This window comes from Polaribacter sp. Hel1_85 (genome assembly GCF_000766795.1).
Lineage (GTDB): Bacteria > Bacteroidota > Bacteroidia > Flavobacteriales > Flavobacteriaceae > Polaribacter.
Genome location: NZ_JPDS01000002.1, coordinates 1177060 through 1192107, shown reverse-complemented (window position 1 = coordinate 1192107; position 15048 = coordinate 1177060). Strand labels below are relative to the sequence as shown.

The following is a 15048-nucleotide window of genomic DNA, read 5'->3' as shown; positions in this document are numbered from 1 at the left end:
TTATACTATTAGTGTTTTAAATATTTATTTATTTGATAAGACATAGATTTTGCTATATCTGATTTATAACCAATTTTATAAAACTGAATAACTCCTTTTTTGTCTATAATTATGTTTGATGGATATGCTGTTACATCAAATTTTGATTTAAGCCAATCCCCACTATCAACTATCCCATAAGTAAAAGGTGTTTTCTTTAAAAAAGAAGCTATTTTATATTCTTCATCTAAAGCAATCGCTAAAAACTCAACATCTTTTCCTTCAAATTCTTTTTTTAATCTATTCAAATCAGGGATTTCTTTTTTACAAGGTGGACAAGTAGTAAACCAAAAATTTAGAACTACTACTTTACCTAAAAGGTCTTTACTTTTAATTTTCCTTCCATCGATAGTTCTAAATGAAAATTTAGGAGATTTTTCTCCAACTTTGTTTTTTGCTAACTCCCTATATTTATTTCGTTTTTCGTCTCGTTTAGCAAGGTATTCTTTTTGCTCGTCTTTTGTTCTTATTGTAAACCCTTCTATACTATAGATCGATTTTGGTGCTTTATCATAGGATATGTTTTTGGCAGTAACAGTATAACGTCCAAAATATTTACTTATACCAGAATATTTTAAAAGAAAACCTTCTGTATTAAATTCCTTGGTATATTTTAACCCAAAACTTTTTGTTGTATACGTTTTTTTGACTTCTCCTTTTATGATGGATTCATATACCTGACAAGGAAATCCAAGAATATTTTCTGTTTCTCCATCTAATAAAACAGCTGTTCTTGAACCTTTTCTAAATTTTGATTTTATAGCAACTTTATCATTTCCATAACTTCTACAATTAAAAGAAATTTCTTTATTATAATCAAAAACATAAAAGTATTCTAAGTTTTGAATATTCGTAAATCTTTTTTCTATAAGTTTATCTTTATTAAAAACAACAACTATTTTCTTATTATAATTTGGTGATTTCTTCTGTTTTTCTGTAAGTGTCTTTTCATAAACGACTTCATATGTAATGATAACATCTTTTTTTATATTTTCTGCATTGGGATATCTCCATTGAGAGAAGACATTACAAGTAATAAATAGTAAAAAAAATAAACTATTTTTCAATAATATTCTTTTCATAAAACAAATTTTAATGTAATATAAAAAATATTTGCAAAAGAGGAGTTATAAAAGAAAAGGACTTTACTAAATGTATTTCTAAGAAGTTAGTTGCTCGCGTTAAGGATTGAACGGTTTGTTTGAGCTCTTTTTGTTTTTTCAACAAAAAAGCGAGTAGTGAAAGCCTGTTAAAACGCCCAAAAAGAAATTGAATTTATAAAAAAGAGATTGCTTCGTCATTCTTCCTCGCAATGATCTGTGTTAAAAAACTATTATTTTTAGTTATTTTTTTTTTAATTTATGCAATATAAACTTTGATGGTTTTCATTGTAATATTTTTTGTTTTTTGCGATAGCAAAAATCTGTTTTATTAACTTATTTGCTATTGCGATTTTAATAACTCTATCGGGTTTTCCTTTTTCTTTTAGTCTCTTATACATTTCCATACACGTTTTATTCACTCTTTTTGCAGACCAAGAACACAAGTATAATAACTTTCTAATTTGTGGTTTTCCCATTTTACAAATATGTCCCTTTCCCTTTACACTTGTTCCTGATTGATATAATCTTGGGCTAAAACCTACAAAAGCTGTGAGTTGTTTATAATTTTCAAATTTTGTAAAATTGTCTGTAATAACACTCATCATAATAGCCGTTTTCAGCCCGATCCCTGGAATTGTTTTTATTCTTTCGACCGTGTCTTTATAGGCTAATTTCCCTATTTGCTCTATCTTTTTCTCAAACTTATCTATGTGTCTTATTAATAATATTAGTACTTGTTTTAATTCTTTTCTAAGATCAGGACTCAACAAACCTGTTACTTCAAAGGATTCTAGTTGTCTTTTTGTTTGATGTTTTTGTTTTTTTAGTAATTCTAAAGCTGTGTAAAGTTGTTTAATCTCTATACTAGGTTTACTCTCTGGGCACCATCTTTTTAACTCATATTGAGCACCATATTCGGCAATTGTCTTTGCGTCTTTTTTATCCGTTTTTGCTCTATATAATCTTGTTTGACTATATCTTCTAATTATCAATGGATTTAATACACATACATTAAAATTAGATGCATGTAAAAAAGTTGCTAACTGAACATAATAAGGACCACTAGCCTCCATTACAATCCAGTCTGATGTACCAATCAATTTAGTAAATTGCTCAAATCCTCTATTTTGATTTTTAAAAATTTTGTGTATCCATTTATCTTTTTCTAAATAAGAAACATCAAAGGTTTGCTTACTAATATCAATTCCTATAATTTTACTCATATCAAATGTTTTTATAGAAAAATTACTACATTTACTTATCAATCCTAAATACAGACTTAGACGTCTAATGATCTGTTCAAGTTTATGTAGTAAGAGGTAAAGTGATTAGCATTGCGAACGGTCTTTAATGACAAATGACGGACTATAATCTTTTCCTTTACCCTTACTTTTCTTGTTAAATATTAAATCTAATTTAAACTTTTTTAAAACAGATTATTATATTTTACAAACATAGGATGACAGATAAAGAAAAACCCTTTCAGAACCTGAAATAAATTCAGGTCAAGTGAAAGGGTTTCTATATTTATGAGATTCCTCAATCGCTTAAAAAAGCTCATTTCGGAATGACAACTATTTAGTATCTATAGTGTTCTGGTTTAAAAGGGCCTTCTACTGTTACACCAATATATGATGCTTGGTCTGGTCTTAATTCAGTAAGCTCTACTCCTATTTTTGCTAAGTGTAATTTTGCTACTTTTTCATCTAAATGTTTTGGTAACATATATACTTCGTTTTCATAAGCATCTCTGTTTGTCCAAAGTTCTATTTGAGCCAAAGTTTGGTTTGTAAATGAATTACTCATTACAAAACTTGGGTGACCTGTTGCACAACCTAAGTTTACTAAACGTCCTTCTGCTAAAAGAACAATATCTTTTCCGTTAATGTTGTATTTATCAACTTGTGGCTTAATTGTATCTTTTGTGTTTCCGTGATTATCATTTAACCAAGCTACATCAATTTCATTATCGAAATGCCCAATATTACAAACAATTACTTTGTCTTTCATTGCTTCGAAATGACGACCTTGAATAATATCTTTGTTTCCTGTAGTTGTAATAATAATATCAGAATTACCAACAACAGTTTCTAATTTCTTCACTTCAAAACCATCCATTGCAGCTTGTAACGCACAAATAGGATCGATTTCTGTAACCGTTACAATAGAACCTGCTCCTTTAAATGAAGCTGCTGTACCTTTACCTACATCTCCATAACCACAAACAGTTACACGTTTACCTGCTAACATAATATCTGTTGCTCTACGAATTGCATCTACTGCAGATTCTTTACAACCATATTTGTTATCAAATTTAGATTTGGTAACAGAATCGTTTACGTTAATTGCTGGCATTGGTAAAGTTCCTGCTTTTACTCTATCGTATAAACGGTGAACTCCTGTTGTAGTTTCTTCTGATAAACCATTGATTCCTGCTGCTAATTCTGGATAACGATCTAAAACCATGTTTGTTAAATCTCCACCATCATCTAAAATTAAGTTTAATGGTTTTCTGTCTTCACCAAAGAATAAAGTTTGTTCTATACACCAGTCAAACTCTTCTTCTGTCATATCTTTCCATGCATACACAGCAGTTCCTGCAGCAGCAATTGCAGCAGCAGCCTGATCTTGTGTAGAAAAAATATTACAAGAACTCCAAGTTACTTCTGCACCTAAAGCTTGTAAAGTTTCAATTAAAACCGCAGTTTGAATCGTCATATGCAAACATCCTGCAATTCTAGAACCTGCTAATGGTTGAGAATCTTTGTACTCTTCTCTTAAACTCATTAACCCAGGCATTTCTGCTTCAGCCAATTTAATTTCTTTTCTTCCCCAAGCTGCTAAAGAAATATCTTTAACTTTATTTGGTACGTAAGCTGTTTTTGTACTCATATTATTATATTTGTTAAATCTCAATTTTTTCGAATTGCAAAGTTACAACATACTTTTTTAATTTTATGGCTCTTTACAAAACATTAACTATCAGTGCAACAACTAAAGTTTTTATCTGGAAAATAGAAGAAACTATTGATGAGCTAAAAGAAGGAATTTCATTATCTGAAAACAGTGAAACTAGATTAAATTCTATGAAATCTGAAATTCACCAAAAAGGATTTTTAAGTATTCGACATTTATTAAAAGAAGCGGGTTATTCTGATGCTGATTTAATTTATGATGAATTTGGAAAACCGCATTTAAAAGACGGAAAACACATTTCTATTACACATTCTTTTACTTTTTCTGGTATTATTATTTCTGATGATAAAACTGTTGGAATAGATATTGAGAAACAACGTGATAAAATTCTGAAAATTGCATCTAAATTTACACCCATTGTAGAATACAAAACCATTGCAAATCACGATGCTTTAGTAAGTAAACTTACCATTGTTTGGGGTGCTAAAGAGAGTTTATATAAAATATACGGAAAGAAAAAACTCTTATTCTTACATCATATATATATTGAAGACTTTAAGTTTTCTGATAAAAAAACAACTGGAGAAATTAGATATGAAGGAGAAATTGCTTCTTATAACATTCACTTTTTAGAATTTGATGGTTTTACTTGTACGTATGCTTATTAAAAAACAAATAAATAACCCAAAAGGTTTATCCGCAAATGCTATTTTCTCAATCATTGAGTTACATTTAGCTGAGACTTATAAAACTACAAGGGTTTCAGATGCGAAATTAAATATTAGAAAAAAGTATACATATATTTCTGCAAACAGTAGAGAAGTAATTCATAAACAAATGATTTTTAAGGATTCGGGATACTTTATTGTAAGTGAAGACTCTATACTATTTATCATTACCCTGAAAAAACAACTTTTTTTCTGGCTGATTTTATCAGTATTAGGTGTACTTATTACTTGGAAATTGTGGGAAGCTTCTCTTTTACTCTCAATCTTTCTGATTACAATACTAATTTTAATCTTTTGGATTGTAAAAATCATTGCATTAAAAAAATTCATGTCAAAAGAGATTTCTGAGATTGAAAAAAAATTCGATAATTAAAGAAAAAATCACTCGAAATCATCTTATGTATAATCAGAATATATAAAATCGTATTTTCGCAATCGTGAATATTTACCAAAACATTTTATCAGCAAAAAACGAAGGCCAAAAACTACTCGCAGTTTTAATAGATCCTGAAAAAATTGATCTTAAAAATGTCCCTTCTTTTTTTGAGAAAGTGCATCAATCTGTTACTACGCATATTTTTGTTGGCGGAAGTACAGATTATGAAAATCAGACAGATACTGTAGTTGCTGCAGTTAAAAAAGCAACTAATTTACCTGTTATTCTTTTTCCTGGTGATGTTTCGCAAATCTCACAAAAAGCAGACGGAATTCTATTTTTGAGTTTACTTTCTGGCAGAAATCCTGAGTATTTAATTGAACAACAAGTAAAAGCTGCTCCTATTTTAAAAAATTCGAATTTAGAGATTTTACCAACAGGTTATATTTTAATTGATGGAAAAAAAGAAACGGCTACTCAAAAAGTAAGTAATACAAAACCTATTTCTCAAGATAGTATTGACTTAATTTTAAACACAGCTTTAGCGGGTGAGTTTTCTGGAAAAAAATTAATTTACTTAGAAGCTGGTTCTGGAGCGACTGAGGCAGTCAGCCAAGAAATTATAAAAAAAGTTTCTGAAAATTTATCAATTCCATTAATTGTTGGTGGAGGAATTCGTTCTAAAGAACAATTAGATTCAGCATTTAATGCTGGAGCAGATTTAGTTGTTATTGGAACTGCTTTTGAAAAAAATGAAGACTTCTTTAAAGATTTAAAAAAATAAAACATGTCAGAAATTTTTGATTTCTTTTTTGGACAATATAAAACCTATGAAATAATTGATATTGTTCTAGAAATTATTGCTGTTATTTTTGGTTTTTTATCTGTTTGGTTTTCTAAACAGAATAAAATTTGGGTGTTTCCAACAGGAATGATAAGTACAGCCATTTTTGTGTATTTACTTTTAAAATGGGAACTATTAGGAGATATGATGATAAATGGTTATTATTTTATAATGAGTGTTTATGGTTGGTATATTTGGACTCGTAAAATTGATGCAACTCATGTTACACCAATTTCTAGAACAACTAAAAAAGAAAAAAGAACATCTGTTTTTATATTTTTAGCAACCCTTGTTTTTGTTTTTATCGTTTATAAAACTTTTGATAAATGGACAAGCTGGGTTGCATACGCAGATACAATTACAACCGCAATTTTCTTTGTTGGAATGTGGTTAATGGCAAAAAGAAAAATAGAAAATTGGATTTTTTGGATTATTGGAGACATCATTTCTATACCTTTATATTTTTATAAAGGATTTACATTTACTAGTTTTCAATATTTAGGATTTACATTTATAGCAATATTTGGTTACATCGCATGGAAAAAAAACTTACACAAAAACCCATCAATCTTGTAAAGGTTGTTTTATTTGGACCAGAATCTACTGGAAAAACAACACTTTCTCGTCATTTAGCACGTTATTACAATACCGTTTGGGCACCAGAATTTGCACGTGAATACTTGCAAAAAAAATGGAATAATGAACGTAAAACATGCGAAGCAGAAGATTTACTTCCTATTGCAATTGGACAAATGAAATTAGAAAATAAATTAGCAAAAAGGGCCGATAAAATTCTAATTTGTGATACAGATTTATTAGAAACTAAAGTATATTCTGAAGAATTTTATGGCGGTTTTGTAGATAAAAAATTAGATAACGCTGCAAGCGAAAATCAATATGACTTATATCTTTTAACCTATATAGATACTCCTTGGGAAGAAGACGATTTACGAGACAGACCTGAGTTACGTTTAGAAATGTTTAATGCATTCGAAAAATCTTTAATAGACAATAACAGGCCTTATCTTTTATTAAAAGGTGATAAAGAAACACGTTTAAAAAACGCAGTTGAAACTATTGATAAAATTATTGCTAGTAAAGAAAACCTTTACTCTTTTTCTGATTCTTTACTTGATTTAGACATGCATTTTATGCATCAAAATACTGATTTTGGGAATTCTTTTGATTATTAATTAAAAAAGGAAAAGAGCGGTTTTAATTAGTTCTCGACTGCGCTCGAACTGACAATTCTTTTCAAAAAAAATGAATATAGAAAACCTCATAAAAGAATTAAACTTTAAAGCCATTAGAAGTTCTGGTGCTGGAGGACAACATGTAAATAAAGTTTCTTCAAAAATTGAATTAGCTTTTGATTTAGAAAACTCTCTTGCTCTTTCTGATAGAGAAAAAGATCTTTTAAAAATTAAACTTCAATCTAAATTAACCAAGGATAATAACCTCATCTTATTTTGTGATGAAACACGTTCTCAACACAGAAATAAAGAAATTGCTATTAAACGTTTTTTAGAATTAATAAAGATAAATTTAATTCGCCCTAAAAAAAGAAGACCTACAAAACCAAGCAAAGCTTCTGTAAAAAGAAAAGCAGAAAGCAAAAAAAGAACTTCTGTAAAAAAAGCGTTGAGAAAGAAGCCAAAACTCGATTAAATTCTAATAATTAGCAAACAAGTTTAGCCCTGATTGAGCGGTTTGTTTGAGCTCTTTTTGAGATGCTGAACTAAATTCAGCAGAACAAAAAAGCGAGTAGTGAAAGCAGGAAATAGCTTCTAAAAATTTTAAGAATTCATTTTTTGTAAATATTCACCCATTTTTTGATGCACCATATTTACAGCTTTCAACGGTCTTATCATTACTTTAATTTCTTTCAGTTTTCCATCTTCTGTATACTTAATCATATCTACACCTTCTACAGTAATTCCATTAATTTCTGTAACAAATTCTAATATTACATTTTCATTATCACATACTTCTCTAACATATTTAAAATTGTTATTTGCAATAATTTCACCTGCAGCAATTAAATACATACTTACCATAAAACTTCCTTCAACTGGCGTAAAAACTACTGGCGAATATAAAACAGCATTATCATCTATAAAATCAGACAAATCTTCATGGTTTTTATTTTTTACAAATTGATGCCAAGTTTCAAGTCCTTTTAAAGTTTTCATATTATTGATATATTAGGTAAAAACCAAAGCTACTAAAAAAAATACGTTTCTTATTTTTTAATTCAAAAATCCAAATTACATTTGCACCGTTCTCATAAAGGGGTGCTAATTACAGTTTTTAGTTTTTAGTTTTTAGTCTTAGCAGACTTTTAACTTTTTAACTTTTAACTATTAAAAGGCTGAGATCATACCCAATGAACCTAGAACAGATAATGCTGTTTAGGGACTGAGTGACATCAGAAATGATGTCGAAAAATTAATTATTCAATATTAATCACAAGAATAATTACCTCTTTTTATTCGTTTTAAATTTATTTAAAATGAAAAAAATTACCATTTTTTTATTCTTGTTTACAAGTATACTTGTAAACGCCCAGACATTTACACTCAAAGGAAAAGTTGTAGATGAAAACAATGAATCTTTACCTGGAGCAACTATTCTGGTAAAAGAAAACAACAAAGGAACTTCTACTGATTTCGATGGAAAGTTCTCTGTAAATCTCCCAAAAGGAAATTACAAAATTCAAGCTTCATTTATTGGTTACAAGTCTATTTCTAAAGAAATTTCTTTGACTAAAAATGATACAATCGAGTTTGTTTTATTGTCAAATTCCACCGTTTTAGATGAAGTTTTGGTTTCTGCTGTTCGTGTAAAAGCAGACGCTCCTGTAACGCATTCTAATTTATCAAAAAAAGAAATTGCAAAACGTAATTTAGGTCAGGATATTCCTGTACTTTTAAATTATATGCCTTCTGTAATTTCTTCTTCTGATGCTGGAGCTGGTGTTGGTTATACATACATTCGTGTTCGTGGTTCTGATGCTTCTCGTGTAAATGTTACAGTAAACGGTATTCCTTATAACGATGCTGAGAGTCAAGGTACTTATTGGGTAAATATGGGCGATTTTGCTTCTTCTACTCAAAGTTTACAATTGCAACGTGGTGTTGGTACTTCTACAAATGGTTCTGGTGCTTTTGGTGCAAGTTTAAATATTTTAACAGATGCTATTTCTGAAGAAGCTGGTGGAGAAATATCTAATTCTTTTGGTTCTTACGGAACAAGAAAACATACAGTAAAGTTTACAACAGGAAAAGTAAATGATCATTTTGAGTTTGCTGGTCGTTTGTCTAATATTTATTCTGATGGTTATGTAGATAGAGCTTCTACAGATTTAAAATCGTATTTTTTACAAGGAAGTTATTCTGATAAAAATACGTTGATAAAAGCACTAGCATTTGGAGGTAGTGAAAAAACATATCAAGCTTGGTACGGTTTGTCTGCAGATGAATTAGCAGCAGACAGAAAACAAAATCCTTATACTTATGATAATGAAACAGATAACTATTGGCAAGATCATTATCAATTACATTGGAATGAAAAATTAAATGACAATTGGTCTACTAATATTGGTTTAAATTATACAAGAGGAAAAGGATATTTTGAACAATATAAAGGAGAAAGTGCTGTATCTAAATATAATGATATTATAACTGCCACAACAACAACTTGGGATGGAAAACCTGCATCTGACTTAATTGTCCGTCGTTGGTTAGACAATCATTTTTATGTGTTTAACGGAAATACAACTTACAAAAAAGAGCAACTAGAAGTTGTATCTGGTTTTTCTTATAGCAACTATACAGGAGACCATTTTGGAGAAGTAATTTGGGCGAAAGAATTTGCTCCGACAGCAAATATTAGAGATCAATATTATTTTAGTGATGCTTCTAAAAAAGATTTTAGCATTTTTTCTAAAGCTACTTTTAACATTTCTGATAATTTTAAAGCTTTTGTTGATTTACAAGGACGTTTTGTAAATTACAAAACAGGTGGTTTAACTTCTGATAGAAATACATTAAATGTTGAAGATAAATTTAATTTCTTTAACCCTAAATTAGGTTTAACTCATACAATCAACAAAAACAACAGTTTATATGTTTCTTATGCGAGAGCTAATAAAGAACCTAATAGAAATGATTATAAGAATGGAGAAGATGTAAAACATGAATCTTTAAATGATTATGAACTTGGATGGCGTTTAAAAAACAATACAGTACAATTAAACACCAATTTATACTACATGTCTTATGACAATCAATTAATACAAACTGGTGGCTTAAATGATGTTGGAGATTATTTACGTGAAAATATAAAAGATAGTTATCGTTTAGGTTTAGAAATTGATGCGAATGTTAAAATAACAGACCAATTTAGTGTTAACCAAAACCTAACTTTAAGTAATAATAAAATTAACGATTTTATGTTAGATAGAGACGGAACTGTAACAAACATAGGTAAAACAAATATTGCTTTTTCTCCAAATATTATTGCAAGTAATGCACTTATTTATCAACCAACAGATAATTTTCAAATTTCATTATTATCTAAATATGTTGATGAACAATATTTAAGCAACACAAATACTGAAGCTTCAAAATTAGATAGTTATTTTACTAGTGATTTAAATTTTATATATGAAATAAAAACATCTTCTATTTTTAAATCTATCATATTTACTGGTGTTGTAAATAACATTTTTAATAAAGAATATGTAGATAGAGGTTATACATATTTAGATTATTGGACAGGACCATCTTCTTATGAAGTACAAGGTTATTATCCACAAGCAACAAGAAACTTTTTAGTGGGGGTTACTATGAAGTTTTAGAAAATTAATTTTCTAAAATAGTTAAATCCCAGGTTTAGGCTTGGGATTTTTTTGGTTTAAAACAAGTATTTTCATTAATGCTTTTCTTCTCTAAAAAGGTTAACTTAGCTAACTTCTGATATAAGTCATTAAAACAGACGTCATATCAGTATAAAAATACCATGTCATTTAAAAAAACCGTAACTAAAAAAGAAACACCTATGAAAAAAATAATTTTGTTTTCATTTATTATCCTTTTTGGGCTGAAATCATTTGCTCAAGAAACAGGAAATGATAGTTATACAATTCAACGATTACTCATTTATAATGAAAAAGGAGAAGTTTTATTGGAAAAGAATAATTTTGGATGGATGACACCTGCATTAAGACATAATTCTAAAACAACAATAAAAGATGGACTTATGAATTTAGCGTCGGAATTTGGAGTGGAAGTAAATAGTCCTAAAATAGCTGGAATTTTTATGTTTATGTCTGACTATAAACCGATTTCACAATTTAGGCAACATTTTAGTTGTAAAGTTGTTGACGGAGAATTGATAGTACCTGAAAATAAAAAAGATGCTCAATGGTTTTCAATTAGTAAAGCAATTGAAATGATGTCATTGCCAAGTACAAAAGCACCACTTGTTATAAGAGATATGACAAAACAATTATTATACTATCCCGAAATAATTTGGGGAGGAACATTTCTTTTGAGTAAAAACGATGGAAAAATAACATATAAAACCACAGAAGAATTTTATCCTTTGAAATAAAAAGTTTTGCAAAATACTTAATCGAATGAACAAATATAAAACCGTTTTACTTTTCTTTCTTCTAGTAACTATTTCTTGTAAAAGTCAAGATTTTGAAAAGGTAATTTTAAATACTACTGACACATCAAACTTATATATCAATGATGGAGAAAGTACAGAACTTTATTATCTAAAACTCATTCCTAAAGGAATAATAAAGGGTGCGATTGTAATTTTGCCTTCTGGAGGAGAAACGACTAAAGATTTACTAAAACAAATATCTATTCATAAACTTGCTTTTGACAAAGAAATAGCAACAATTATTCCTGCAATAAATTGGGGAACTGAAGACAGAAACGTTGAGATAGAAACTTTGGATATAATATTTAAAGAAATTATTGAAAAACACAATATACCAAAAGATAATTTTATCCTTGGTGGACTATCAAACGGTGGTATGATTTCTTTAGTTTATGCTGAACAATCAGTTAAAAACAAAAAGAAAACATTCTTGAAACCTAAGGGTGTTTTTGGACTTGATGTACCTTTAGATAAAGCACACCTTTATGAATACTGCCAAAGAGAAATTAAGAGAGGTTTTTCAGAAATTGGGGCTGGAGAAGCTCGATGGATTATGAATAATTATAATGAAATTTATGGAGGTTCACCAGAGGAATTTCCTGATATATATAGAGAAGCATCAATTTATTCAAACGGTATAAAAAATGGAGGTAATGCTCAATATTTAAAAGACATTCCAATCCGAATGTACACAGATTTAGATGTTAATTGGTTAATGAATGAAAGAGGAAGAGATTTATATGATTGGAACGGTACTGATATTGTTGCAATGATTAATGATTTAAAACTTATGGGAAATAAAGATGCAAACGTAATTATAACAACGGAAAAAGGAATAAAATTAGACGGAACAAAACATCCTCATTCTTGGAGTATTATGGATAATCAAGATTGTTTTGATTGGATAGAAAAATTAATAAAAAATAACTAGGCACAACAAAGAACTGAGCTAAAAAACAACTCTTTTATTCTTTCTGATTAGCTGTCAATTATTTTGCATCATTATCAGCTTGTATAACATTATGAAATGTTGGTGAATTTTCTGTAATAGTACCTGCTCCTTTTTTATTAATTTTAAAAGTGACATCTTTTGTTGTGGTAAATAACAACACAGACAAAAAAGGATTTCTAAGATGTTCTTTTAAAACCTTAAAAGCTTCCTCTAAAGTAAGTTCTTTTTCTACATCTTCTGTTTCTCTAGGTCTGTAGCTAAATTTTACTAAAACTTTAATAGCACCTTTAGAAGCAACGGGTCTTACAAATATATTTTTCAAATCTAATTTACCAATGGTTTTTGCCATGGTTAATTTGGCGAATTTGCCTTTTTGTATACTTTCTTTTACTTGTTCCAGAAAAAGATCAAACACATCTTGATACTCCATAAACAACTTATTTAGGTTCTAATAACAATACTATTTTATTAAAATCTGCTGCACTATTAATTACAGTTCTGTATTCTTCATACATGTCTACTTGTACAATGTTTTCTCTATAATGTTCATCGGCAGTAATTGTTACTGTATTGCCCTCTAATTTATAAAAAGACTTAAAAGAAAATAATTCTTTTCCGTTTTTAGAAAATGAATTATCAATATTAATATCCTCTAAATTGGTAATTTTATACCCTTCAGGAATGTTAATCGTTAAGGTTCTAAAATAACTTCTATGAAACTGTTCTTCTAAAGGCAAAACCCTTTCTTTTTCTTGATACAATTGTATTTGTTGCCCTATTAAATCACCTAACTTAAACAAGTACTTTCTTCCTGCTTTTTCTACAAATGCTTCCGTAGTAAAATCTATAATAAATTGTAATGGTTTTACGCCAAATAATTCAGAGTCATCATTTACCAGTTTTCTGTTTGTTATTTCAAACTCTTTGGTAATGCTTTCTATAAAACTATCTACCATTTCTTCTCTATCTTCTCCTTGTATTAAATGCATAAAAGGTTGAATATTCATGGCATAATATCCGCTGAAAGCTCTATCAAAATTAATACTATTTTCGGTTAAATTTTCTTCGTTAAAGTTGATGATTACTTTCATAACATCAACAACTTCTTCTGCTTTAACAGGTGCTATATATTTAATTTTCCCTACTGCAGATTTAAAATCTCCAATAGTAACTTCTTTCATAAACAATCCATAATTATCCATTAAATAAGGCATTGGAAAACCATATCTTGTTCCAGAAGCATTTGGTGATAAATATTTTTTAGCTTTTGGAAAATACAGTAAATAATCTGTTAAAAAATTGGTTGCTTCAAATTCTGTATCGAACTTTATTTGTTTTCTGTCTGTTGTTAAAACGAGTTCATGGTTTATATTTAATGTTCTTAAAACAGCAATATATAGTTTTATAATACCTGTTTCATTGGCAACTTTTTGGGTTAAAATTTGGTCTAAATCCTTTAAATCATCATTATAAACATCTTGCGAATACACATTTGTTTTAATATAATAATCTAGTTTTCTAACAATACTTTCTTCATCTGCGTTTTCTGGTAATTCTAATTCTTTAATAAAATCGTTGATTAAATCTGCTGTCTTTTTTGAATATTCTACATAATATCTATTATACAAATTTTGCGCAACATTGTTGTAAGAAATCATATCTGCTCCTGAACCTGCAGTATTTTTATCCATTTTATAAACAATAAAAGCTCTTGAAGCATTATAAGGTGCTTGGTATTCACTTTCTAGTTTATTAACTTTATTTACATGCAATTTATAGTGCAATTTTTCTGTAGTTAAAGTATCTTTTTCTACTTCTGCTAAATCATTAAAACTCTTAAATTTAAAGAGTAAATTACTTGGTGAAAATAAATCAAATTCGACTTTATCTTTATAGTAAGAATCTTGAATGTAGAATTTTTTACCCGTATAACTTGGTGGTCTTTTTACCACATACATATACTCTATAAAACTTCCTTTTGTAATTCCTTCTAAAGCATAATACTTGTATGTTCTGCCTGTTTCTTCATCTTCTGCAGTCAATATTTTAGATTTATCTAGATTGATTAACTTCCCTTCTGGAGTAATCACTCTTGCTTTGTTTACTTGTAATTCTGCTTGTGAAGAAAACGGTAAATAGATTTTGTTATATTCTTCAATAGCATCATCAGAATTTAGCCATAAAACTTTATGCTCTAAATAATATTCTACCAAATCCTCCTTTTGAAAATAAAACTCTGTGACTGTTTTTTCTTTAACAGCAATCATTTCTTCTGTATTTGCTTCTTCTATTTTATAATTTGGAGTTTCGTCCCAATCATAACTTTCAAAATAAGGGTTTTCTTGTGCTACTGCAATTAGAAAAGTAAATAATAGGGCAACTAATAAGCTAATCTTATTCTTCATAATCTGTAT

The 15048-nt window shown here is 28.7% G+C and carries 15 protein-coding genes; 9 read left to right on the top strand and 6 right to left on the bottom strand.

Annotated elements, in window-relative coordinates; all coding sequences use genetic code 11:
- Positions 1-8: 8 nt before the first annotated feature.
- From PHEL85_RS17395 to ahcY, 3 genes are all read right to left on the bottom strand, one after another.
- On the bottom strand, positions 9-1121 hold the full coding sequence (locus tag PHEL85_RS17395) for a TlpA family protein disulfide reductase (RefSeq protein WP_052108559.1): 1113 nt from the start codon (positions 1119-1121) through the stop codon (positions 9-11).
- 272 nt (positions 1122-1393) lie between these two features.
- Positions 1394-2365: an IS110 family transposase gene (locus PHEL85_RS12390; RefSeq protein WP_036820483.1), complete on the bottom strand. Its 972-nt coding sequence runs from the start codon at positions 2363-2365 to the stop codon at positions 1394-1396.
- A 355-nt stretch (positions 2366-2720) separates the two neighbouring features.
- Entirely contained in the window at positions 2721-4034 is a 1314-nt protein-coding gene (gene ahcY / locus PHEL85_RS12385; protein WP_036825409.1) for an adenosylhomocysteinase, read from the bottom strand.
- Positions 4035-4099: 65 nt separating this feature from the next.
- Here ahcY and PHEL85_RS12380 point away from each other — a divergent pair, with 65 nt between their 5' ends.
- From PHEL85_RS12380 to arfB, 6 genes are all read left to right on the top strand, one after another.
- Positions 4100-4726 (top strand): 4'-phosphopantetheinyl transferase family protein, encoded by a 627-nt coding sequence (locus tag PHEL85_RS12380; RefSeq protein ID WP_036825407.1) that lies wholly within the window; start codon positions 4100-4102, stop codon positions 4724-4726.
- A complete protein-coding gene (locus PHEL85_RS12375) occupies positions 4716-5159 on the top strand; it encodes a hypothetical protein (RefSeq protein WP_036825406.1) in 444 nt (147 codons plus the stop codon). Before PHEL85_RS12380 ends, PHEL85_RS12375 begins: the two co-directional genes overlap by 11 nt.
- A 61-nt stretch (positions 5160-5220) precedes the next feature.
- A complete protein-coding gene (locus tag PHEL85_RS12370; protein WP_036825405.1) occupies positions 5221-5946 on the top strand; it encodes a geranylgeranylglyceryl/heptaprenylglyceryl phosphate synthase in 726 nt (241 codons plus the stop codon).
- Positions 5947-5949: 3 nt separating this feature from the next.
- On the top strand, positions 5950-6582 hold the full coding sequence (gene pnuC / locus PHEL85_RS12365) for a nicotinamide riboside transporter PnuC (protein ID WP_036825403.1): 633 nt from the start codon (positions 5950-5952) through the stop codon (positions 6580-6582).
- The gene (locus PHEL85_RS12360) at positions 6543-7199 is read left to right on the top strand and encodes an AAA family ATPase (protein ID WP_036825401.1); all 657 of its coding nucleotides are present in this window, start codon (positions 6543-6545) and stop codon (positions 7197-7199) included. The genes pnuC and PHEL85_RS12360 overlap by 40 nt, the downstream gene beginning before the upstream one ends.
- A gap of 70 nt (positions 7200-7269) precedes the next feature.
- Positions 7270-7674, top strand: a complete 405-nt coding sequence (gene arfB, locus PHEL85_RS12355; protein WP_036825399.1) for an alternative ribosome rescue aminoacyl-tRNA hydrolase ArfB — start codon at positions 7270-7272, stop codon at positions 7672-7674.
- A gap of 128 nt (positions 7675-7802) precedes the next feature.
- Here the strand turns inward: arfB and PHEL85_RS12350 are convergent, their stop codons facing one another.
- Entirely contained in the window at positions 7803-8198 is a 396-nt protein-coding gene (locus PHEL85_RS12350) for a hypothetical protein (protein ID WP_036825398.1), read from the bottom strand.
- 320 nt (positions 8199-8518) lie between these two features.
- Here PHEL85_RS12350 and PHEL85_RS12345 point away from each other — a divergent pair, with 320 nt between their 5' ends.
- From PHEL85_RS12345 to PHEL85_RS12335, 3 genes are all read left to right on the top strand, one after another.
- On the top strand, positions 8519-10867 hold the full coding sequence (locus PHEL85_RS12345; RefSeq protein ID WP_036825397.1) for a TonB-dependent receptor: 2349 nt from the start codon (positions 8519-8521) through the stop codon (positions 10865-10867).
- A 200-nt stretch (positions 10868-11067) separates the two neighbouring features.
- Positions 11068-11622, top strand: a complete 555-nt coding sequence (locus PHEL85_RS12340; RefSeq protein ID WP_156109203.1) for a hypothetical protein — start codon at positions 11068-11070, stop codon at positions 11620-11622.
- Positions 11623-11647: 25 nt separating this feature from the next.
- Positions 11648-12613, top strand: coding sequence for a hypothetical protein (locus PHEL85_RS12335; RefSeq protein ID WP_036825393.1), 966 nt, complete (start codon positions 11648-11650; stop codon positions 12611-12613).
- A 58-nt stretch (positions 12614-12671) separates the two neighbouring features.
- On the opposite strand, the gene PHEL85_RS12330 is transcribed toward PHEL85_RS12335, so the two are convergent.
- Positions 12672-13064 (bottom strand): hypothetical protein, encoded by a 393-nt coding sequence (locus tag PHEL85_RS12330; protein ID WP_036825392.1) that lies wholly within the window; start codon positions 13062-13064, stop codon positions 12672-12674.
- Between the two features lie 7 nt (positions 13065-13071).
- Complete coding sequence (locus tag PHEL85_RS12325) at positions 13072-15039, bottom strand: DUF3857 domain-containing protein (protein ID WP_036825391.1); 1968 nt, start codon at positions 15037-15039, stop codon at positions 13072-13074.
- Positions 15040-15048: the final 9 nt, after the last annotated feature.